This window comes from Paenibacillus polymyxa, assembly GCF_001719045.1.
Taxonomy (GTDB): domain Bacteria; phylum Bacillota; class Bacilli; order Paenibacillales; family Paenibacillaceae; genus Paenibacillus; species Paenibacillus polymyxa_B.
Map to the genome: position 1 here is coordinate 4,446,414 of NZ_CP015423.1, position 22,615 is coordinate 4,469,028.

A 22,615-nucleotide genomic window follows, 5' to 3' on the forward strand; every position below is an offset into this window, starting at 1 on the left:
AAATATTAATTACAATGCGGCCCTGCTTATTGCGTGAGCCGCATTGTAATTTAAGGGTCCTAATCCTGAGGAGGTGCGTTAGGTTGCGCAAAATATATATATTTGACACAACGTTGAGAGACGGAGAACAGTCACCTGGCGTGAACTTGAATACTCGTGAGAAAGTGGAGATCGCTCATCAGTTGGAGAAGCTGGGAATCGATCGTATGGAGGCTGGGTTCCCGGCTGCTTCTCCGGGTGATCTGGCGGCTGTTAATGCAGTAGCAAAAGCTGTGAAAAATTCGACGGTTATTGGTCTTTCGCGTGCAAGGGAACAGGATATTGATGCGGTTCGCGAGGCACTCAAGGGAGCTCAGGACCCGTGTATCCATATCTTTTTGGCAACTTCTCCTATTCACCGTCAGCATAAGCTGCGGATGGAGAAGGCACAGGTATTGGAAACTGCTCGTGCTGCCATACGCTATGGGTTGAAATATTTGCCTAAAGTGGAGTTTTCTTTGGAGGATGCAGGTCGTACAGAGCTTGATTTTGTGGTTGAAATGGTTACCATGGCTGTACAAGAAGGGGCTTCTGTCGTCAACATTCCAGATACGGTAGGTTACTTGACACCCTACGAGTATGGAAATATATTCAAACATATTAAGGAAAATGTGGTCGATGTGGAGAAGATTCAATTGAGTGCACATTGCCACAATGACCTGGGAATGGCTACTGCTAATACACTCGCTGCCATCCTGAACGGCGCGGATCAGATCGAGGGAACCATTAACGGTATTGGTGAACGCGCTGGAAACACGGCCATTGAGGAAATCGCCATGGCACTGGAGACGAGACAGGAATTTTTCCAGGCCAAAACATCTCTGCAATTGTCTGAAATTGCGCGCACGAGCCGTTTGGTAAGCCGTTTGACGGGGATGGTAGTGCCGGGCAACAAGGCGATTGTTGGAGCCAATGCTTTTGCGCACGAATCAGGTATTCATCAAGACGGCATGTTGAAAGAGAAAACGACTTATGAAATCATGACACCAGAAAGTATCGGTCTGAAAGAAAGCAAGCTGGTACTGGGCAAGCATTCAGGACGGCATGCTTTCCGTGAGCGTTTGATCGAGTTGGGCTACGAATTGAATGAAGAAGATCTGAATCGCGCTTTTGGGCAGTTCAAGGATCTGGCTGATAAGAAGAAGGAAGTTTCGGACGATGATATTTTGGCATTGCTGGAAGAAAAATTGGCCGATGCACCTGAAGTCTTCAAGCTGGAAACGATTTTTGTTACCTATGGAAACAAAGCTACGCCTTCCGCACAAGTGCGTCTGGTTAACGATGAAGGTCAGGTTATCGAGACAGAAGCTGAAGGAAATGGTTCAGTCGATGCGATCTACAATGCGATTGACCAAGCCAGCAGCGAAAGCGTTGTACTTTCAGATTACTCCATCAAGTCAGTTACCCATGGTAAGGACGCCCTGGGTGAAGTCCATGTAGTGCTGACGCAAAACGGACTGTCTGTGCAGGGACGCGGGGTAAGTACCGATATTCTGGAAGCAAGTGCTCGGGCTTACGTAGATGCGCTAAATGGTTTGATCGACAAGCGTAAAAATTACAGCAATCGCGTAGATTATAAATCTTAATTTTATCGGACTTAAGAGTTGGATATATACAGGATCGGATGTTTCCGGTCCTGTTTTCTTTTTTCTCTGATGAAAAAATCAGCCTATAGGCTGCGCCTATTGAATTGATAGATTCTATATCTTGGTCAAGGCCCTGCCATGTATGTTACAAAGAAGGTATGAAAAATACGGTTGTATAGCTGTATAACAAGAGGAGTGTACGTGATGGCAGACGTTAAAAAGATTGCGGTAATAGCGGGAGATGGAATTGGACCGGAAGTGGTCGCAGAGGCAGAGAAAATTTTGAAACGTACGGAAGAAGTGTTCGGCCTTTCATTTGAAACAGAGCATGCGCTGTTCGGCGGGATTGCGATTGATAAGAAGGGCACACCATTGCCGGAAGAAACACTGGCAGTATGTCAATCTGCAGATGCCGTTCTGCTGGGAGCGGTAGGAGGACCACAATGGGACAACAATCCAAAGGAGCTTCGTCCTGAAACTGGACTGCTGGGCATTCGTAAAGAGCTCGGTCTGTTTTCGAATCTTCGTCCTGCTGTCGTCTTTGACTGTCTCAAGGACGCATCTACATTGAAACCGGAAGTGTTGGAAGGAACGGACCTGATCGTGGTGCGCGAACTGACGGGCGGCATTTATTTCGGTGAGAAGTTCAGACGAGAAAGTCCTCAGGGTGAGGAAGCAGTCGATACTTGTGCATATAATGTAACAGAAGTAGAGCGTATAGTGCGCCAATCTTTCGAAATTGCACAAAAACGTCGCAAGAAACTTGCATCGGTGGATAAGGCTAATGTACTGGAAACCTCCCGTTTATGGCGTGAAGTCGTTAACCGGGTTGCTGTAGACTACCCGGATGTCGAGCTGGAGCATGTATTGGTTGATAACTGCGCCATGCAATTGCTGCGTCGTCCATCTAGCTTTGACGTCATCGTGACGGAAAATATGTTTGGTGACATTCTCAGTGATGAAGCGGCTATGCTGACCGGATCCATCGGCATGCTCTCCTCCGCATCACTTGGAGAAGGCAGCTTCGGCCTATACGAGCCGGTACATGGCTCGGCGCCTGACATTGCAGGTCAAGGGCTGGCGAATCCCATCGCAACGATTTTGTCCGTTGCTTTGATGTTCCGTCTCACCTTCGGGTACGAGAAGGCAGCTGATGCCATTGAGAAAGCGGTAGCTGAGGTATTGGATGCAGGGCACCGTACGGCGGATATTGCGGTGGAAAAATCTCAAGCGATCTCGACAACTCAAATGGGCGATCTGATCGCAGCAGCTATTCGTTAAAAGCTCCGTAAATCACCTGTTCTGAAAAAAAAGCTTCCTAATTATATAGTAAGGTTATACAGTGCCTTTTCGACAAATGTTTAGCACAGTAGCTCCTGAGCAATCAGGAGCTACTTGTATATTCAAAAGTTCAAAATGTGAATAAAGCGTGAATTTTTAAGCTAGTTTAAAATAATTATAAAAAAGTAATGGTTATAATGTTGACTTTGATTTCAGTGAATGATAACATTTATCAAGTAAGTTGTTCATTACAATACAGATGATTGAGGAAAACACATTCGGTGTTTTTCTTACATATTTTAAAGGAGGATTTCATTATTATGGCAGAAAGATTGGTAGGAAGACCCGCCCCTGATTTTGCATTGGAAACAGTGACTGGAGACGGTCAAGAATTTGGTTCGGTGAAGCTTTCCGATTACCGTGGCAAGTGGCTCGTATTTTTCTTCTATCCACTGGATTTCACTTTTGTGTGCCCTACGGAAATTACAGCGTTGAGCGATGCTGCTGACCAATTCAAAGAGCTGGATACTGAAATTCTGGGTATCAGTGTAGACTCCGTGCACAGCCACAAAGCATGGATCAACACAGCTAAAGAAAACAATGGTCTGGGCAAACTGAACTTCCCATTGGCTTCTGACATCACGAAGAAAACAGCAAGCGATTATGGCGTTCTGATCGAAGAAGAAGGCGTTGCATTGCGCGGCTTGTTCATCATTGATCCAGAAGGCGAATTGAAATATCAAGTGGTTAACCACAACGACGTAGGCCGCAGTGTGGAAGAAACTTTGCGTGTACTGCAAGCTTTGCAATCCGGTGGCTTGTGCCCAATGAACTGGAAACCAGGCGATCAAAATCTGTAATATAAGCTTCACAAGTTGAAATTAAACAAGCAAGCCCCCAACTAGCGGTTACTCTGCCGTTATTGGGGGCTTGCTTGCCTGCTCTGTGCAGCGCAAGATGTGAGGATATCCTGTTTAAATGAGACAATATAGAGTGAAGTAACAAATAATTATGGAAATGTTGTTGTGTTCTGGAGGAATTTTGCCTGATGAAAGCGAATAAGGTATTGTAGAAGATAAACAAGGCAGAACAGGTTTTGTTCAGAGGAGGCTGAGCCCGGATGAGTTATTGCTGTGGAGCAAGCATGGTAGGAACCAAGGGAACGCTGAAGCATTACCGCACCCAAGTTCATAATGTTCCTTTGCTGTTTTGCCCGGTATGTCGTCGCATTGAAGTTCATTATAAAGTCGAAAATGAGTATGAAATTCTGGCTGAATATGCACATGGAGATGGGGCAACCGAGATTGATTTTCAGGATTATGTCATGGAAGACGATGATACGATATTTGAAAATTGTGTGAATCGTGAAAGTGAAGATGCCTTTGAAATTGTGAAGCGTCAAATTGACATATCTCTGGATTTATTGATGGTAGCCAAACAGATGAATGATGAAAAATGGCAGGGAGAGCTTAAGAGAAGACTGGCCGTTATGAGCCAAAGACGATCCCGACTTCAACATAATAAGAGCGGCAGTTGACATCCTACACACCAAAGAAGCTCTCAATTCTGGAGAGCTTCTTTGGTGTGTAGGGCGCTTGTTCCTAACGTAATCTTTCATTTTGGTAATGTTGCGCAGATATTATGACGAAAGAAAACAGGATAAAAATGTGGATTCGACACTTTTTCCGATTGACTGCGATCCTTAATCTTGTCTATCATAAAATAAGACTCGAATTGGAAAGAGATGGTCGGATTTCTGTGAAACTGTTTTCTACATCATTGAAGGGTAGTCGATAGATGCCTTTCTCTTCTTCAAGATTATTACGCGTCCGAAACGGCCAGTTTGTCATTCCGAAACAAGGGGGAAGCCTGGCATGATCAGTGAATTCCAAGAAGCCTTGCTTGATACCGTGGGAGCTTGTCCTTCCACACAGATCGCCAATAACAAGTATGAAAATGTGCTGGAGAACCTGGATAGTGGTATCATGCTGTTTGACAGTGACGGGGTACTGACCTTTATTAACGTGCAAATGGCGAAATTGCTGGAGCTACCACGGAGTTCGCTAGCAGGTCGCAATTTGATGCAAATTTTGCATCATCCTGAGTTAAGTCGGTTTAAGAAGAAGAAAATCATGCGGATTTATAAAGAAACTATCTTTCATAGAAAGCGCTATCACGAGTTGATTGATGAGTATGGTCGGCATTGGTTGATAACAGTGACCTATGGTGATCAGATGGATGGGGATTTTTTGTTTAGCGTCAAGGATGTGTCGGATTATAAGCAGATTGAGCAGACGGCGTATCAAAACGATAAGCTGGCGATGCTGGGACGCATCTCTGCCTCTATCGCCCATGAAATCCGTAACCCGCTTACCGCAATTCGGGGCTTTATTCAATTGCTTCGGCCACATTTGGTGGAGTTGGGCAGGGACGAGTATGCCCGCATTATATTAACAGAGATTGATCGTGCGAACGACATTATTTATGAGTTCTTAAATTCGTCCAAGCCTTCGGCTCCGCAAAAAACAGCTGTATCTGTGATGGGCTTGCTGAAAGAGGTAGTGATGCTGACAGAAAGCGAAGCATTAATGAAGGGTTGCCAGATTGCATTGGACGAAAATGATGAGCTCATGAAGGTTTCCATTGATGTGAAGCAGATTAAGCAGGTTATCCTCAATATGATTAAAAATGCGATGGATGCCATTGAAAGCATCAGTGGGGAACGAGAGGGCTTCATCGATATCCATACAGTGCTTGAGGGTAATTATGTCCACATTTGTATTGAAGATAACGGATTAGGTATGGATCACAATACATTGGCGCGTTTATTTGATCCTTTTTTTACAACAAAAGAAAGTGGAACCGGATTGGGATTGGCTGTGAGCTATCGAATTATCAAAAATCACGGAGGCTTCATACATGTAGACAGTAAACATGGAAGTGGCACACAATTCAAAATCACGCTTCCTGTAGTTTAATATGGGGAGGTTTTCGCAGAGGGGTCCTGTACATACTATTTCTTTTATGTTGTGCAGCGTTGGGGTATAGGTATCACCTTTTTGGAAAAGGTTGTCTGAAGCGCATAATCTGACAAGATGATGCGCTTTTTTGGTGCTGTAAGCTCGGTTATTTGCGTAAATGCGAAAATGAATTCATGAATTTAAGACAAAAAAATGATTCACCTTTCACAGATTAAATGCTATTATATACCAGAATACAACATTATTTTTGATACTATAGACTTAAACAACGGCTTCCAAAGCTGTCAAACGTCTTAGATGATCGGAATCTCCGATATGCAGGGGGCTGAAGAGGCTGAATGAGTATACGGCTGGAAGTAAAAAAAACGATAGGTATCGGCATTGCTTCGATAGTTTTGTTTGTCTTGGTTCAGTTATTTCACGTAACTTTGAATAAGATATACTCCCATAATGTTTTTTTCTTGTTATATCCGATTGTAGGATTTTCCTGTGCTGCGATTTGTTTTTCTATTTTTTATCAGTCCTGGTCCGTTTTACTGGAACAGTTATCCTTGCAGAGACTTTTTATTGCCCCGACGTTTTTGGTGGCTGGTCTGCTTTACCTTGTTCATATTGTTTCGTTTAGTTTCGTAAGCCTGACGGACTTTGCTTTGTCTCCGGGCATTTCGTTATGGCTGCTATTTGTAAATCGTGCCGTTACTTCTGTCTTGCTCTTATGTGTTTGTTTCCTCCCGTTTAGCAAGACGAAGTCTGAATACAAGACAGTGGCTTTGTGGGCAGGGATAGGCTGCACTTTGCTGATTCTAGGAGTTATTAAGACATTTGGTGCAGACTTACCGGATCTACGTATACGATACGAAATAGGCAACCTGGGCTGGACATTAAATCTGGCTGTCATGTTACTGCTTGTGCTCACTTTTATTTTCGGGGTACGAAAATATCGGAAAGCCCGCCCGGCGGAGTTGGGCATATTGCTTATGGTTCGTGGGATTGGGCTGTGTGTTGTGAGTCAGTTGTTCTATTTATTTTCTGAGCAAATGAGCGATATTAATCACCTTTTGGGACTTTTGACCAACGCGGTAGCATTTTATAATATGTTGAGCGGGCTGGTTCGGTTGATGATTCTGGTTCCTTATCGTGAAAAGCAGGCAGCAGAATCTGAGTTTAATCACATTGCCTATAATGATGATATAACAGGACTCCCCAATCGTCGTCGCCTTTCCCAACGCTTAGATAAAATATTGCGCAAATCATTGAAATCGGATGAGACAGTAGCGCTTTTAGTGCTAAATATTGATCGTTTCAAGGCGATTAATGATTCGCTTGGACATATGGCAGGGAATTATTTGCTGTATGCGGTAGGCGAACGCTTGGGGCATTTTAGCCATGAAGGGGAAGCTGTCTTTAGCATGGGCGGAGATGAATTTGCCTTTCTTCTAACGGGATACGAAGATACAGATGCTATGAGAAATCGTATTGATGATATGGTGAAGCTGTTCGATCAGCCTTTCGATATTAATGGCGAATCCTATCATGTGATGGTGAGTGTTGGTATAGCTTTATACCCGTTGGATGCGAATCAGAGCGAACAGCTTATTCAGCAGGCGGATACGGCTGTCCATAGTGCCAAAGAGCAGGGAGTGAATTTTCAGCGGTATGCTAGCGCGATGCAGATGCGAGCGCATGAAAGACTCCAGCTGGAAAATGATCTGCGGCGAGCGCTTGAAAATGAGGAATTTTCATTGGTATATCAACCACGTGTCCACCTGCAAAGTGGCGAGCTAACGAGTTTGGAGGCGCTGGTGCGGTGGAATCATCCTCATCGTGGGATGGTGATGCCGGGCGATTTTATTCCGGTGGCTGAAGAAAGTGGTTTAATTGTGCCCTTGGGGGAATGGGTGTTAAGGGAGGCCTGTCTGCAAAATAAGCAATGGCAGGAGCTCGGGTACCCACCCATCCCAATTTCGGTCAATTTATCCATGCGCCAATTTCAGCAAAAAAAGCTGGTGGATGTCATTCGGGGCATTTTGACCTATACGGAACTTGAAGCACGCTATCTAGAGCTTGAGATTACCGAAAGTATGACCTTTGATAAGGATCGGGCCTTTGAACAGTTGAAAAAAATAAAGGCTATTGGTGTCGCAATCAGTATTGATGATTTTGGAACTGGCTATAGCTCATTGCATTATTTGAAGAATCTCCCGATTGATCGTCTAAAAATTGACCGTTCCTTTGTAAATGAGGTACTGGTCGACAGCAAAAATGCGGCAATTGTATCTACTATTGCCTCCATGGCTCACCATTTGAAGCTGAAGGTTACGGCTGAGGGAGTGGAAAATGAGGAGCAGCTTCATTTTTTGCAGGCACAGGATTGTCATGAGGGTCAGGGATATTACTTTAGTCGCCCCATTCCGGCAGAAGTCTTTGAAAAATTGTTTTTACGTAAACCTATGAATTGGCTGGCTCAGGATAGTATGTAGTATGCTTGCATTTTGCTGAAAGGTAAGTTATACTAAATAACATCCTGATTCAGCTGGTTGACGATAGGTTAAGCGTGTCATACATAAGAATCGAGATGTTATAAAATGCGGGTGTAGTTCAATGGTAGAACTTCAGCCTTCCAAGCTGATAGCGTGGGTTCGATTCCCATCACCCGCTTACTGTTTTAAGAAGTTCGGAACCCTTGCGACGCAGGGGTTTTTGTTTTGTTTGGAGCTAGATAAATGCATTATAGCCGGGGTGCCGACGGGGTATCACGGCTTTTTGCGTTCTTACGAACTATTTTTACATTGCTGCACAAAAATAAAATATAAAATATTTAGCTTAGATGCTATAAATAAACAGATAAAAAGAACTATTTACCAATTACTAAAAAATATGTATAGTCGGATTGTCGGGATTTAACTTAAAAAAGGATGGTGTAGCTGCAATGAGGAAAATTTCTTTTCTGTTTTTAGCATTAACTTTGATGCTGTTTACTTTTTCTGCAAGTTCTACGTTCGCCGCTGCTGATTTTCCAAATACGTCGACGAATGGAATGACTGGTTTTGCCGGACAGGCTAAAAGTGAAAATGGAGCTGCAAAGCCTGCCACAACGGGGGGAAAAGGCGGTCAGGTCATTTATATCAATAATCTAAACGATTTGAAAAACCAGTTAGGGGATTCAACTCCTAAAATTCTGGTAATCGAAAAAAATATTTCTGCCTCCTCTAAAACCGTGGTCAACATTGGTTCCAACAAATCACTCATTGGTTCTTACGCGCAACACAAGCTGGTTAACATTCATTTGAAAACAACAAATAATTCGGGAAATGTGATCTTTCAAAATTTAACTTTTGAGCACAGTGCCAACATTAACGGTAACGATGACATTCAACTTTATCTCACTGCAGGTACAAATTATTGGATTGATCATGTTACATTTGCAGGTCACAGTTATAATGCGAATGGCTCGGATCTGGACAAACTTTTGTACATAGGCCAATCGGCTGATTATGTAACCATTAGTAACTCCAAATTTGCTAATCATAAATATGGTCTCATTTTGGGATACCCTGATGATGGCAATAAAAATTATGATGGCATGCCCCATATCACGATCGCCAATAATTACTTTGAAAACTTACTTGTACGTGGCCCAGGGCTTATGAGATATGGATATTTTCATGTTAAAAATAATTATATTAATAATTTCCAGCTTGCTTACACCATTGCTACGAATGCAAGAATCTATTCTGAGTACAACTACTTTGGAAAAGGTAGTGAAAAGGGCGGTATTCTTGATGATAAAGCCAATGGCGAGTTTAAAGATGTGGGGAGTTTTCCCGCCATCAACAACCAAAAATCGCGTGTAACCAGCTGGAATCCAAGCAAAAACTATAGCTATCAGGTTCAGACTCCTGAATATACTAAAGAGTTTGTAACGAAATATGCAGGTTCGTCCAATACAACTTTGGTATTTGGAAAATAACGCGGGTTATTTGCAAATGTGCTGTGATCTGCTATACTGACTGCAAGTAAGTATCCCATGAAAAGGAAGGTAACCATACGTCCGATGAAGTAAGCACACTGATTTTCCCACTTAACTGCACAGTTACTGGCAGGCGGCTGTAAGCTGCAACGGGAGAAGTGTGTCTGAAAATGAATGTAGGGACGTATGCGTTTATTCCGGAACGGGATTTGGCTTATTCGTTTACGGTTTATTTTTATAAGCGTATGTTCTGAGACGATTCATAACAGTCATTCTATATTCCTTGTATGCAAGCCGTAGCCTTCTGCGGCTTTTTTTATTGCTTCCGGGGTCAAAAAACCGGACTGGGAAAGGATGATCGGTATGAGAACGATTTTACGTATTCGCAATGTAGTAAAGGATTGGAACGGGACATCTTTATTTGAGAATGTGTCGTTGGATGTGATGGAAGGAGAACGGCTCGCACTGTTTGGAAGAAATGGAGCAGGTAAGACGACGCTATTGCGAATATTGCTGGGAGATGAAGCGCCAACCTCTGGTCAAGTAGAGCATGATTTGCCACTGGAAGAGCGGGGCTGGCTGAAGCAGCAGGATACGGTGGATTGGTCTCGAACCGCACTGGAGGCCGCACAGCAGGCCAGCCCTCGGCATTGGCTTCTCAAGCAAGCGTTGGGACAGCTGGAAGCTGACCTAGCCAATGCTGGGAAGGATATGGAGAATCATCTGGAGCGTTACGGCGAGCTGATGGATGAATACGAACGCCTGCAAGGCTTTGCCTGGGAGTCTGAGGTGGAAAAGGCGCTCACTCGAATGGGAATGCCTGTCCAGACGTGGTCCATTGCTTATGGTGACCTGAGTGGCGGACAGAAGACGAGAGTGCGATTAGCGGGACTCATGGTCAGGCAGCCGAAGCTGCTGGTGCTGGATGAGCCGACCAACCATTTGGATGCCGAAAGCTTGCTTTGGCTGGAGCAGTGGCTGTCCACGTATCCGGGAACACTGCTGTTTGTATCGCATGACAGAGCCTTTTTGGATCGGGTGGCTACGAGTATAGTTGAGCTCACATCGACAGGTATTGGGCGCTATAAAGGCGGCTATAAGGAATATAAAGCGCAAAAGGAGCGAGAACTGCGAGAGCAGGAAGCCAACTATCGGAAGCAGGAGCTGGCGAAACAGGCGCTGGAGGAAACGATTCGAAATTACAGGGAATGGTTTCATCAGGCGCATCGTGGCGCATCCAAGGTTGAGATGGCCGTTACGCAGAGCTTTTATAAGGCCAAGGCTAAAAAGAATATTTCCCGTTACCATGCGAAGGAGAAGGAACTGGAGCGACTGGAAGCCAATAGAGTAGAGCAACCGCGTGAGGCTGCGTCTTTGCACATGAAATTAAGTGACAGCGGGTTTCAGGCAAAATATTTGCTGCGTGCTGAGCAGGTTGACTTTAGCTACGACGACCGTATCATTGTGAAAAATCTAAATCTGATCGTTGCACGTGGAGACCGTCTGGCTGTTCGGGGGCCCAATGGAATTGGTAAAACCACGCTGCTTCGGTTATTAACAGGTCAACTGGAGCCGCAGACAGGAAAAATCACAACCAACCCACAGTTGAACATCGGATATTTTTCACAGGAGCTGGAGCAGCTTCCGGAGGATCAAACGTTGCTGGACAGTCTGCTTGTACTCCCGACGATGACTCAAACAGAAGCGAGAACGGTGTTGGGCTGCTTTCTTTTTGCGAAAGAGGACGTATTTAAAAGGATCGGGACACTCAGTATGGGAGAAAAATGCAGGGTAGCTTTTCTGCGTCTGTACTTTAGTGGAGCCAATCTGCTGGTGCTGGATGAACCCACGAATTATTTTGACATTGAAACCCGTGAAATTGTAGAGGATTCTTTGCGCAACTATGATGGAGCACTGGTGCTCGTCTCACATGATCGGGAGCTGGTGAGGTGCACGGCAACTCGGTTACTGGATATGAAGCCGGGGGGCGGATATGAAATCTATGAGGGGACAGCTGACGAAAAGCAAGAAGATGAGCGGAGCCGTCAACGGGAGCCAGAAGACCAGGAGCGGCGTGAGGAACGGCTTCGATTACAATTGCGTCTTACAGAGTTGATGGGAATGACGGGCACGAATGACGAAAACGAGAAGTTGTTGAGCGAAATCAGGCGCATTCGTGCAAATCTGGAGCGGTTGGATGATCTCGATATCTAAAGAAATGAAACGTATGCCCTGCTTGCCAAAGCGCGGTAGTTTGCATATAATAATGAACAATAGTTCGAATTTTTGAAAATGTCTTGATGGAGAAGAGTAGACAGTGTCCGATTGAACAGGGAGGAAGCGCCGTAGGATTGAGAGCGTTTCTGCAAATACTGGGCTGTTGAAGTTCGCTCCGGAGCAGTTCCTTGAACCTCAGACGCCATGTGAATGGCGAATGTGCAAGTAGGGGATACCGGTTCACGACCGTTACAACGTGTAGAGCGAGACGATGATGCATAGCATGAAAATCACCTGTAACTAGTTGCCGTAAGGCAGAATGCTGGGTGAGCTGAGCTTATTGTCTAACGAGGGTGGTACCACGGTCTTTTCGTCCCTTACCGGGAGAAAAGACCTTTTTTTGTTGTCTGAAAAGCTGGAAATGAAGAAAGGGGACTGAACAGGCGATGAGCGAAACCATCCAAATGAAGGAACATTTGCTGGCCTTGAAGGAAGAAGCACTGGAAGTATTGGAGAAGGTGGCAACACCCAAGGAGCTGGCTGATTTACGGGTCAAATATTCGGGGAAAAAGGGCGCATTGACTGAAATCTTGCGCGGTATGGGCAAGCTGAGCGCGGAAGAGCGTCCAGTTGTTGGACAGGTAGCTAATGAGGTGCGCGAGGCGATTGAAGAAGTCGTTAACCGTAAGCAGGACGAGTTCACGAAAGCAGAAACAAATGAGCGTTTGCAAGCGGAAAAGATCGACGTTACGCTGCCTGGACGCGCGTTGCCGCAAGGTGGACTGCACCCGCTCAACAAAGTGATTGAGCAAATCGAGGATATTTTTACAGGTATGGGCTATCGAGTGGCTGAAGGTCCACAGGCAGAGACGGATTATTATAACTTCGAAGCATTGAACCTGCCTAAAAATCACCCAGCACGGGATATGCAGGATTCATTTTATCTGACTGAGGATCTGTTGATGCGTACCCATACGTCACCGGTTCAGATTCGTGCAATGGAAGCGATGAAGGGCGAAACGCCTATTAAGGTTATCTGTCCGGGTACGGTTTTCCGACGTGATGATGACGATGCAACGCATTCTTTTCAATTCCACCAAATTGAAGGGCTTGTCATTGGAAAAGACATTCGTATGAGTGATTTGAAAGGAACCTTACTTCAATTTGCACGCGAAATGTTCGGAGAATCGACCGAAATCCGTTTGCGCCCAAGCTTCTTTCCGTTCACAGAGCCGAGCGCTGAAGTAGACGTGACTTTTGTGAAGAAAAATGGCGAGCGTGTATGGATTGAAATTTTAGGCTGTGGCATGGTCCATCCGAAAGTGTTGGAGATGGGCGGTTTTGATCCCGAGGTGTACAGCGGCTTTGCATTCGGTATGGGTGTAGAGCGGATTGCTATATTGAAATACGGTATCGACGATATTCGCCATTTTTATAACAGTGACCTGTCGTTCCTGAAACAGTTTGCGCGTCAATAAACAACTATATCAAGGGAAGTGAACCCATATGAAAGTATCATTCGAGTGGCTGTCCGATTATGTATCGCTGGATCAGGTAAGCGCGGAGGATCTAGCAGAGAAAATCACCCGTTCGGGCATAGAAATTGATGAGGTCGAGCAGCGCAATCAAGGAATTACTGGTGTCGTTGTCGGCTATGTTAAAAGCAAGGAAAAGCATCCAGATGCTGATAAGCTGAATGTATGTATTGTCGATGCAGGTCTTGAGGAAGATCTGCAAATCGTGTGTGGTGCTAAAAACGTGGATGCAGGTCAAAAGGTTCCTGTTGCAGTTGTAGGTGCAAAGTTGCCGGGAGATTTCCACATTAAAAAGGCCAAGCTACGTGGTGTTGTATCCATGGGCATGATCTGCTCGGCCAAAGAACTGGGCATGAATGACAAGCTGCTTCCAAAGGAATTGCAAGAAGGTATTTTGGTGCTGCCTGAGGATGCTGAAATTGGTATGCCAATTACGAAGCTGCTGGCGCTGGATGATCAGGTGCTGGATTTTGATCTGACACCCAACCGTTCGGATTGCCTGAGCATGCACGGAGCAGCATATGAAGTGAGTGCGATTCTGGGACGTGACATTTCGCTGGCTGACCCGGCTAAGGATCTGGTTGAAATTAGCGATGCAGCGGCAGATCATCTGTCTGTGAAGGTAGATACTCCTGAACTGTGTACGCACTATGCGGCCCGTTATATCACAGGTGTAAAAGTGGGGGCTTCCCCGTTATGGATTCAAAACCGTCTGATGGCGGCAGGTGTTCGTCCGATCAACAACATCGTAGATATTACGAACTACGTCATGCTGGAATACGGTCAGCCGTTGCATGCTTTTGATGCGGATAAGCTGGAAAATGGAAATATTGAAGTTCGACTCGCTCGTGCAGGCGAAACATTGATTACACTTGACGATCAGGAGCGTAAGTTGGAGCCGCATATGCTGCTGATTACAGACGGTGTGAAACCCATTGCATTGGCAGGCGTGATGGGTGGAGCCAATTCCGAGGTTACGGATGCGACGGTCAGCATTGCGCTGGAATCTGCCAAGTTTGACGGCGGTACAGTTCGCAAAACATCCCGTCAACTTGGACTGCGTTCGGAAGCAAGTCTGCGTTTTGAAAAAGAGGTTGATCCAGGCGCTGTTGTGCCTGCTGTGAATCGTGCAGCTGCGCTGATTCAGCGTTATGCGGGAGGCACTGTACACCAGGGCATCGTAGAATCAGCGTCTGCAAAAGCTGAAAACCGCATTATCAAGCTGTCGCTAGATAAAATAAACCGATATTTGGGAACCGAACTGTCGCTGCTTGAGGTGAAAACGATTTTCGGTAGACTTCATTTCGGATGTGGCGACGTAGAGCAAGGGGTACTGGAAATTCAAGTTCCTACACGCCGTGGAGATATTACCATTGACGTGGACTTAATCGAAGAGGTAGCTCGTCTGTATGGTTACGACAATATCCCGACCACGCCGATTGAAGGTCCTACAACTCCGGGAGCTTTGACAGCATCGCAATCATTGCGTCGCTCCCTGCGCAGATTGCTGGCTCATGGTGGTTGGCAGGAGACGATCAGTTACTCTTTTGTACATCCGCAAAGTACAGGGTTATTTAATGCCCTGACAGAAGGTAGCCATCCGGTACGTTTGGCTATGCCTATGAGTGAAGACCGTAGTGTTTTGCGTACGAGTATCATTCCACAGATGCTGGATACAGCAGTGTACAACATGAATCGCAAGCAAGACAATCTGGCGATTTTTGAGATGGGAACGGTATTTTATACAGAGGAACAAACATTAACCCGTCAGCCGCAGGAAATTCAAGTGCTTAGTCTACTGCTGACTGGGGTACGCCGTGAAAAACAATGGAATATTGGTGCTGAAAAGGTTGATTTCTTTGATATTAAAGGCGCGCTTGAAACGGTGTTTGACTATTTCGGATTGAGTGCCAGCATTCGTTATGTGGCTGACCAACCACAAAGCTACCATCCGGGCCGTTCCGCTTCGGTATGGCTGGATGTGAATGGAAACTCCCAACGGATCGGTACCATTGGGCAGATTCATCCGGAGCTGCAACAATCTTATGGGCTGAACGATACGTATGTAGCGGAAATTGCGTTGCAACAGGTCGTTGAACACGCCAACTCTCATATTCAGTTCAGAGAGCTGGCTCGCTTCCCATCCGTGGAACGTGACATTGCCCTCGTGGTGAATAAAGACGTTGAGGCAGGTGAACTGCTTCGTGTTATTCACGCTGCAGGCGGAGAGCTGTTGCAGGATGCACGAGTGTTTGATGTATTTACAGGCAGTAAGCTTGGTGAAGATAAGAAGAGCGTAGCTATCTCTCTGACCTATCGTCATTGGGAACATACGTTGACGGATGAAGAGATCAATGCGGCGCATACTCCTGTCGTTACGTCTCTGGAACAAACTTTTGGAGCGGAATTGAGAAAGTAGCAGGAAATGCGGGAAGCCGTATCGAATCTTAGTGACAGAGGTTCGATACGGCTTTTTGGCCTATCATCATAGAAGCTCTCTTACTCTGATATTTACCCGCTGCGGGGAAGCCGGACTAATAAGGTTGAACGCTTCACGGAAGGCGGGTTACCATAGTACCGGACACACCTTAGAATCAACATATAGTAGTATTGAAGGAGGGCATAATTGTGACTACACCAGATCGTACTCGCGTCACTGTAGAGATCTACGGTACTTCTTATAAACTCGTCGGCAGCAATACCGATTATATGAAGCAGGTTGCCAATTACGTGGATGAGCGTATGCACAGCATTTCTCAAGCTCATTCGCGTCTGGATATGCCCCGAATTGCCGTGTTGGCTGCGGTTCATATGGCAGAAGAAGCTGTACAAATTCAGGAAATTCAGAGTCATATGAACCGCTTAGCAGCGGAACGAGCAGAGCTCCGGGGAGATCTGGCGCAACTCCAGACGGCTCTAGGGGAACAGCAGCAAAAAAATACAGATCTGCATCAATCTTTTATTCAACTAAAGGAAGAAAAGGAAGCAACGCAGAAGAAGCTGATGGAAACCGAATCTGTATCAGCCAAAGAGATTGCCCAATTGAAGGCAAAGCTGGAACAGCAGGAGAAAAAAGCGACTGAACTTGAAAATGGACAAAAACAAGCTAAACGTGAATTGGAGGAGTCTCGTCAAGAAGCTTCTCGCAAGCTGAAAGAGCAGCAGGAGGCGGCTAATGCCCGTATCCGGCAAATAGAAGAGCAGATGAAGAAGGAAGTAGCTGAAGCGACTAAACAGGCTGAAGCCAAGCTGTCAGCTGCAGAGAAGACTCATCAGGAGCAAAAGCATATAGAACTGGACAAGCTGCGATCTGCTTTGCAGCAAGAGCATAGTAAGAAGGTAAGCGAATGGCAGACCAAGTGCTCAGGGCTGAATGAGCAGCTGGAGCAGGAACGTAAACAGGCTGAATTGGCGTTGAATGAAGAAAAGCTCCAGCATCAGGAAGCGCAGAAGCGAGCTGATGAAGCTGCACTGGAGCAGGAGATTCGGGTTGAGGAGCTTCAGGAACAATTAGAACAAGTACAAGCAGGCAGTACAGAGCTTGTTTCTCGTCTGGGAGAGGCTCAAGAACAAGCAAGAGTACTGAAGCAACAACAGTCCGAGCTGGAGTCTGTGCTGGAAACACAGCGACAGGCTGCGATAGAGCGAGAGCAGGCAGATACGCTTGCGCGTGAAGAACTGCAAAGCCGATATGATCAATTAGAAGCTGAAGCCAAGGCTACGCAGCAGCAGACGGCTAAGCTGGAGGAAGAACAGCGGCGGATGCAGAAGCTGCTGGAGCAAGCTCACGTATCTTCTCGCAAGCTGCAAAGTGAGCTGGCTACGCTAGCTGAAAGCGAGAAGTCATGGAAGAAGCTTGCAGAAGAACGCCAGTTGGCAGTTGATGAGCTGGAGCTCTCCCTGCTGGAAGCACGTGAACAGAAGGAAGCGATACAGGAGCAATTACAGCACGCAGAGGCTGAGCTCGAAGCTATTAATGATAAATTTGCTTCACAACAGCAACGGCTAGTTCAACTTGAAGCGAGAATCAAGGAGCTTTCACCTGAGCTGATTCGCGTTCAGGATGAGCTTGAGAAAGCCAAAGTCCGAGAGCAAGAGGGAGCTAAGGCGTATCAATCGCTTCAGGAGCAATATGGAAGCATGAAGAGCCGAGCTGGACAGCTGGAGCAGAATATTAAGCAGCTTCAACAGGAAGATCACGAACGGCGGAGTAAACTGGAACGTGCTGAGGAAGAATCTTTAGAGTGGCAACTTAAATACGATCAGTTGAAGGCAGAAGCGGAACGTCTGGAAGCTGAAGATGCTGCCCGTAAGGAAGAATTTGCATCTTGGGAACGGGAAATAGCGGTAACCGTTGAACAAAAGGAACAGCTTCAGGAGGAGACTCGTTTGGCGGTTGAAGCTGCCAAAACAGCGAAAGCTGAACAGCAGTCCATAGAGCAGGAACGAATGGCCTTGCAGTCTGAATTGGACGAAGTGGGTCAAAAATATGAAATGGCGGCGCATCAGCTTCGTCTGTTACAAGTACAACAGGACGTAGATCGGGAAAATACGGAGAAGATTTCTACAGAATTACGTCAATTACAGGAAGAATACACTAAACTTCAAACGGAGTACAATGAATGGATTGAACTTATCGAACAGGATCAGTAGATACGGATTAAAAATGTAAGGCAATCCCCGGCTGCTCATCGCCGGGGATTGTTTGCTTTTGTATCCACTCAGAGGTTATATGACACAAAGCTGTCCTTTGGCAGACGAAATCTGCTTCGGGACAGCTTTGTCGGGAGTTCTATTGAAGTTATTTCCCGTCTTTGCGACCTGCTTCAAACGGTGTCGATACCGGAATAAACAGGTCGATAATCCCGATAACCAATGCAGCGAGCAATGCGCCCAGAACGGAAACACTGACATTGGTCACCACATATTGAGCGATCCAGATCACCAGAGCGCTCACAAGAAAACCTACGATACCGCGTCCAAATGGAGAAACGCGTCGGCCGAACACTGCCTCGATAATGTAACCAACCAAGGCGATGACAATGGCAAGAATCAGCGCGCTCCAAAAGCCGCCTACACTAAATCCGGGAACGATCCAGCTTACGACCATCAGCACCAGAGCGGCAACGATGAAACGTACAATGTGCCCGAGAATGCTCACGGAATAACCTCCTTTGTTTTTTGAATTTACAGGGTTAGACAAAGGTTAGTGTGTGGCATGAAGAGCTTTCTTATGTGTAAAAGAGAGTTGGCAAATAGCGTAAGTTTGCTGCTTTCGGTATAATATAGATATATGTGAAAGGAGTAGTGAAGTTGGACTCTAAAATTTTTAAAACCCTTGAATATCAAAAAATTCTAAATAAACTAAGTCACTATGCCCAAACGGCAACGGGACAACAGACAGCCCTTCGACTACAGCCCAGCGATGATTTGGAGCATATCAAGAAAATGCTGAAAGGTACGGATGAGGCCTATGCTGCTGATCGACTCAAAGGAGTGCCTTCATTTAACGGAGTAGTGGATATCACTCCGGCAGTGAAGCGTGCCCGTATTGGCGGAACGTTAAGCCCGCAGGAGTTGCTTGGCATTCGGACAACAGTTCAGGCCGCACGCCGTATACAGGTATACGTGGCAAGTTTGCATGAGGAAAATCCTGTCGAAACATTGCTGTATTGGAGCGAGCAGCTTTCGGAGCAGAGAGGTTTAGAAAACTCCATTAAAGGCTGTATTGATGAAAATGCAGAGGTGCTGGATTCTGCCAGCACAGAGCTTTCTCAAATCCGTCGGGAGCTGCGCTCGGGAGAAGTGCGTATTCGTGAAAAGCTGGATTCCATGATTCGTTCCTCAACTGTATCCAAAATGCTTCAAGATCAGTTGATAACGATTCGTGGAGATCGGTTTGTGATCCCAGTTAAGGCCGAATACCGTTCTTATTTTGGCGGAATTGTGCATGATCAATCCGGGTCTGGCGCAACATTGTTTATCGAGCCTGAATCCATTGTAGCCATGAACAATAAGCTGAGGGAAACAAGGCTGAGAGAAGAGCGTGAAATTGAAGTCATTTTACAGAAGCTGACCGCACTTGTCGCAGAACAAGCAGATATGTTGCTGTATGATGTGGACATATTGGGCAATCTTGATTTTATTTTTGCAAAAGCGCGTCTCGCCCGTGAAATGAAGGCAACCTTGCCTTTAATGAATGACCGCGGGTACTTGAAGCTGAAAAAGGGCAGACATCCCCTAATTCCGTTGGAGCAGGTTGTTCCCATTGATGTGGAGTTGGGCAATTCATACACCTCCATTATCGTTACCGGACCGAACACAGGGGGGAAAACCGTTACTCTGAAAACCATCGGTCTGCTTAGTTTGATGGCGATGTCTGGACTGTTTGTACCTGTTGAGGATGAAAGCCAGCTGTGTGTATTTGATGCAATCTATGCCGATATTGGTGACGAGCAGAGCATTGAGCAAAACTTGAGTACATTTTCCAGTCACATGACCAATATCATTAGCATCCTGAAAAATATGACGCCCAAAAGTCTTGTATTGCTTGACGAAGTGGGGGCAGGAACGGACCCCGCGGAAGGTTCGGCTCTAGCTGTATCCATTTTGGAGCATATACATGCCATGGGTTGCCGTATGGTTGCCACGACTCACTATAGTGAATTGAAGGCGTATGCCTATGAACGTAAAGGAATTATTAATGCAAGCATGGAGTTTGATGTCGCTACATTAAGCCCGACTTACCGCCTTCTGGTCGGTGTTCCCGGACGAAGTAATGCATTTGCCATTGCCGAGCGATTGGGATTGCCAGGGCGTATTTTAGACTATGCCCGTGGTGAGGTAACGGAAGAAGACCAGCGCGTCGAGCACATGATCGCGTCACTGGAGCAGAACCGTTTAACAGCTGAGCAAGAACGGGAAAAAGCGGAGCAGCTGCGTAAGGAAATGGAAGCATTGCGTAGCCGTCATCAGACGGAGTTGGATAAGCTGGAGTCCCAACGGGACCGTATGCTGGAAAAAGCTGAGGACGAAGCAAGAGTTCTCGTGGATAAGGCTCGTAGTGAAGCAGAGAAAATCATTACTGATTTGCGTAAATTGGCTCAGGAAGAAGGGGCCTCGGTTAAGGAGCATAAGCTGATTGCAGCTCGCAGAGAATTGGATGAGGCTGAACCGAAGCAACGCAAGAAAAGTACCGTCAAACGCCCAGCCGCTACACGTACTCGTTCTATCATGGCTGGCGATGAAGTATCCGTTCACAGTCTGAATAAAAAAGGCCACGTGGTTGAACTGTCCGGTACCAAGGAAGCTGTGGTTCAACTGGGAATCATGAAGATGAAGGTCAGTCTGGATGATCTGGAACTACTGCAACCTGCACAAACAACGACTCCAAGAGTTCAAAAACCAGTGACTGGCGTTAAGCGGACACGGGATGATAACGTACGAAGTGAACTTGATCTTCGGGGGGCGAATGTGGAGGAAGCCTTGATGGAAGTGGACCGCTTCATGGATGAAGCGTTTCTGGCCAATCTGGGTCAGGTACACATTATACATGGCAAAGGTACAGGTGTCCTGAGAACCGGTATTCAGGAGTACCTCCGCAAGCATAAACATGTGAAAAGCTACCGTATCGGTAATTACAATGAAGGCGGCACAGGCGTAACAGTTGCTGAATTGGAATAGCTATGGGTTGCCGGCTTTGCCCGGGAACGCTTGGTAGAACGGGAGGGACGAAGTGAAGATGGCGATTGATGAATTGCTGTCACATCCGTTGGGGATGATGCTGGGTTATTTCTCGGTGGCGGTGCTGGAGCTAATTGTATTTTTGTCGTGTTTTGAGCTGGTAACCCGCTATAAATGCTGGGAAGAGATCAAGCGCGGCAATGTTTCGGTAGCCATGGCTACGGGAGGGAAAATGTTCGGTATTTGCAACGTGCTCCGCTTTGCGATGGAAGCCAAATCTAGTGTTTATGATACGATGATTTGGTCGTTCGTTGGCTTTTTACTGCTACTTGCGGCGTACTTTCTTTTTGAGTTTCTAACACCGGTATTTTCTATCGATCAACAGATTAAAGAGGATAATCGTGCTGTCGGCTTGTTCTCCATGATTATTTCCATATCTTTATCTTATGTGATCGGTGCCAGTGTAACTTGACACATCTTGTATACTAGAGCTTGGTATACGCTTGGAACGGAAGGATGATAAAGCTTGGAAATGACTATTTGTCCATGGTGTAACATGGAAATTATTTGGGATGAAGAATTAGGACCTGAGGAAGAGTGTCCTTATTGCCATAATGATCTGAAAGGGTACTCTGACATCACCGATGATGAAGATGAGTTTGTTTCTCCACCTGTGCATAGACATGCTGGTGAGCATGGACATGAAGAGACGAAACATGATCATGTGGCTTCTGTCACCCCGGCGCCCCACTCTCATGGAAAAGAAGACCTGAAGGGTTATCGTACATTGAGTATTCAGCTCGGTGATGATGAGGAGCAGGATATTTTATATGAGGCAGAGGATGAAATCGTAGTTGAAAAACCGGTTGATGCACCGTTGTTGCAGGATAATGAGCTTCATAAGCTGCCTGTGCTGCATACTTTGCAAAAATTCGAAGAAAGCGGTGCGGATCTGATGGCTTATGAACAAGGTGCTGAACAAATACTCGACAGACAAGATGAGGTTCTTGAATGTTCCCAATGTGGAGAGTACATGCTGCATGCGGGTTCGCAAACCGTAACCAGAGAAGGCTTTGAACCGTCGATGTCTCCAGCGCTTGGTAAGCCTGTTCTGGATTTGCCGTTCGTCTTGAATGTTTATGTGTGTCCTAGCTGCTTCCATGTCCAGCAGACACTATCAGAGAATGACCGACTGCGGATGCTGGAGAAGCTCAGCGGTATTTCCAACAATTAAATAGCAATCCCCCGGATAGGCCCAAGCTCAATACGGGCATCTTAAATCGAAGAAATCTTTGAACAAGCTGGCTTGAAATAAGCTGATTG

The 22,615-nt window shown here is 46.0% G+C and carries 15 protein-coding genes and 1 tRNA gene; 15 read left to right on the forward strand and 1 reads right to left on the reverse strand.

Annotation, left to right across the window (positions count from 1 at the left end; translation table 11 throughout):
* The first annotated feature begins 83 nt into the window (after positions 1 to 83).
* The 12 genes from AOU00_RS19985 (at position 84) to AOU00_RS20040 (ending at position 18,262) form a co-directional block, all read left to right on the forward strand.
* On the forward strand, positions 84 to 1,625 hold the full coding sequence (locus AOU00_RS19985) for a 2-isopropylmalate synthase (RefSeq protein ID WP_025724101.1): 1,542 nt from the start codon (positions 84 to 86) through the stop codon (positions 1,623 to 1,625).
* 204 nt (positions 1,626 to 1,829) lie between these two features.
* Positions 1,830 to 2,906 carry a 3-isopropylmalate dehydrogenase gene (gene leuB, locus AOU00_RS19990; RefSeq protein WP_069291471.1) on the forward strand — a complete coding sequence of 359 codons (1,077 nt, stop codon included), beginning with the start codon at positions 1,830 to 1,832 and terminating at the stop codon, positions 2,904 to 2,906.
* A 320-nt stretch (positions 2,907 to 3,226) separates the two neighbouring features.
* Positions 3,227 to 3,766, forward strand: coding sequence for a peroxiredoxin (locus tag AOU00_RS19995; RefSeq protein WP_023987763.1), 540 nt, complete (start codon positions 3,227 to 3,229; stop codon positions 3,764 to 3,766).
* Positions 3,767 to 4,026: 260 nt separating this feature from the next.
* Positions 4,027 to 4,443 carry a hypothetical protein gene (locus tag AOU00_RS20000; RefSeq protein ID WP_013309391.1) on the forward strand — a complete coding sequence of 139 codons (417 nt, stop codon included), beginning with the start codon at positions 4,027 to 4,029 and terminating at the stop codon, positions 4,441 to 4,443.
* Between the two features lie 337 nt (positions 4,444 to 4,780).
* Entirely contained in the window at positions 4,781 to 5,884 is a 1,104-nt protein-coding gene (locus AOU00_RS20005; RefSeq protein WP_061829128.1) for an ATP-binding protein, read from the forward strand.
* 341 nt (positions 5,885 to 6,225) lie between these two features.
* Positions 6,226 to 8,367 (forward strand): bifunctional diguanylate cyclase/phosphodiesterase, encoded by a 2,142-nt coding sequence (locus tag AOU00_RS20010; RefSeq protein WP_069291472.1) that lies wholly within the window; start codon positions 6,226 to 6,228, stop codon positions 8,365 to 8,367.
* 107 nt (positions 8,368 to 8,474) lie between these two features.
* Positions 8,475 to 8,545 (forward strand) — tRNA-Gly (locus AOU00_RS20015).
* Between the two features lie 310 nt (positions 8,546 to 8,855).
* Entirely contained in the window at positions 8,856 to 9,857 is a 1,002-nt protein-coding gene (locus AOU00_RS20020; RefSeq protein ID WP_231109407.1) for a polysaccharide lyase family 1 protein, read from the forward strand.
* Between the two features lie 363 nt (positions 9,858 to 10,220).
* Complete coding sequence (gene abc-f, locus AOU00_RS20025; RefSeq protein WP_069291473.1) at positions 10,221 to 12,071, forward strand: ribosomal protection-like ABC-F family protein; 1,851 nt, start codon at positions 10,221 to 10,223, stop codon at positions 12,069 to 12,071.
* A 449-nt stretch (positions 12,072 to 12,520) separates the two neighbouring features.
* Positions 12,521 to 13,552, forward strand: coding sequence for a phenylalanine--tRNA ligase subunit alpha (pheS, locus tag AOU00_RS20030; RefSeq protein WP_269321413.1), 1,032 nt, complete (start codon positions 12,521 to 12,523; stop codon positions 13,550 to 13,552).
* 28 nt (positions 13,553 to 13,580) lie between these two features.
* The gene (pheT, locus tag AOU00_RS20035; protein WP_069291474.1) at positions 13,581 to 16,028 is read left to right on the forward strand and encodes a phenylalanine--tRNA ligase subunit beta; all 2,448 of its coding nucleotides are present in this window, start codon (positions 13,581 to 13,583) and stop codon (positions 16,026 to 16,028) included.
* Between the two features lie 209 nt (positions 16,029 to 16,237).
* Positions 16,238 to 18,262 carry a cell division protein ZapA gene (locus AOU00_RS20040; RefSeq protein ID WP_069291475.1) on the forward strand — a complete coding sequence of 675 codons (2,025 nt, stop codon included), beginning with the start codon at positions 16,238 to 16,240 and terminating at the stop codon, positions 18,260 to 18,262.
* Positions 18,263 to 18,410: 148 nt separating this feature from the next.
* Here the strand turns inward: AOU00_RS20040 and AOU00_RS20045 are convergent, their stop codons facing one another.
* Positions 18,411 to 18,770, reverse strand: a complete 360-nt coding sequence (locus AOU00_RS20045; RefSeq protein ID WP_023987773.1) for a phage holin family protein — start codon at positions 18,768 to 18,770, stop codon at positions 18,411 to 18,413.
* Positions 18,771 to 18,922: 152 nt separating this feature from the next.
* Between AOU00_RS20045 and AOU00_RS20050 the strand changes: the two genes are divergently transcribed.
* The 3 genes from AOU00_RS20050 to AOU00_RS20060 are packed head-to-tail and all read left to right on the forward strand — an operon-like array spanning position 18,923 to position 22,526.
* A complete protein-coding gene (locus AOU00_RS20050) occupies positions 18,923 to 21,292 on the forward strand; it encodes an endonuclease MutS2 (protein WP_069291476.1) in 2,370 nt (789 codons plus the stop codon).
* Positions 21,293 to 21,350: 58 nt separating this feature from the next.
* Complete coding sequence (locus tag AOU00_RS20055) at positions 21,351 to 21,764, forward strand: DUF350 domain-containing protein (protein WP_013309402.1); 414 nt, start codon at positions 21,351 to 21,353, stop codon at positions 21,762 to 21,764.
* Positions 21,765 to 21,818: 54 nt separating this feature from the next.
* Positions 21,819 to 22,526 carry a hypothetical protein gene (locus AOU00_RS20060; protein WP_069291477.1) on the forward strand — a complete coding sequence of 236 codons (708 nt, stop codon included), beginning with the start codon at positions 21,819 to 21,821 and terminating at the stop codon, positions 22,524 to 22,526.
* The last annotated feature ends 89 nt before the right edge of the window (positions 22,527 to 22,615 follow it).

Bases quoted from the DNA above. Each gene is read 5' to 3' on its own strand.
- leuB (WP_069291471.1), top strand. From the start codon at position 1,830: ATGGCAGACGTTAAAAAGATTGCGGTAATAGCGGGAGATGGAATTGGA.
- pheT (WP_069291474.1), top strand. From the start codon at position 13,581: ATGAAAGTATCATTCGAGTGGCTGTCCGATTATGTATCGCTGGATCAG.
- pheS (WP_269321413.1), top strand. From the start codon at position 12,521: ATGAGCGAAACCATCCAAATGAAGGAACATTTGCTGGCCTTGAAGGAA.
- AOU00_RS19995 (WP_023987763.1), top strand. From the start codon at position 3,227: ATGGCAGAAAGATTGGTAGGAAGACCCGCCCCTGATTTTGCATTGGAA.
- AOU00_RS20020 (WP_231109407.1), top strand. From the start codon at position 8,856: ATGCTGTTTACTTTTTCTGCAAGTTCTACGTTCGCCGCTGCTGATTTT.
- AOU00_RS20055 (WP_013309402.1), top strand. From the start codon at position 21,351: ATGGCGATTGATGAATTGCTGTCACATCCGTTGGGGATGATGCTGGGT.
- AOU00_RS20000 (WP_013309391.1), top strand. From the start codon at position 4,027: ATGAGTTATTGCTGTGGAGCAAGCATGGTAGGAACCAAGGGAACGCTG.
- abc-f (WP_069291473.1), top strand. From the start codon at position 10,221: ATGAGAACGATTTTACGTATTCGCAATGTAGTAAAGGATTGGAACGGG.
- AOU00_RS20010 (WP_069291472.1), top strand. From the start codon at position 6,226: ATGAGTATACGGCTGGAAGTAAAAAAAACGATAGGTATCGGCATTGCT.
- AOU00_RS20005 (WP_061829128.1), top strand. From the start codon at position 4,781: ATGATCAGTGAATTCCAAGAAGCCTTGCTTGATACCGTGGGAGCTTGT.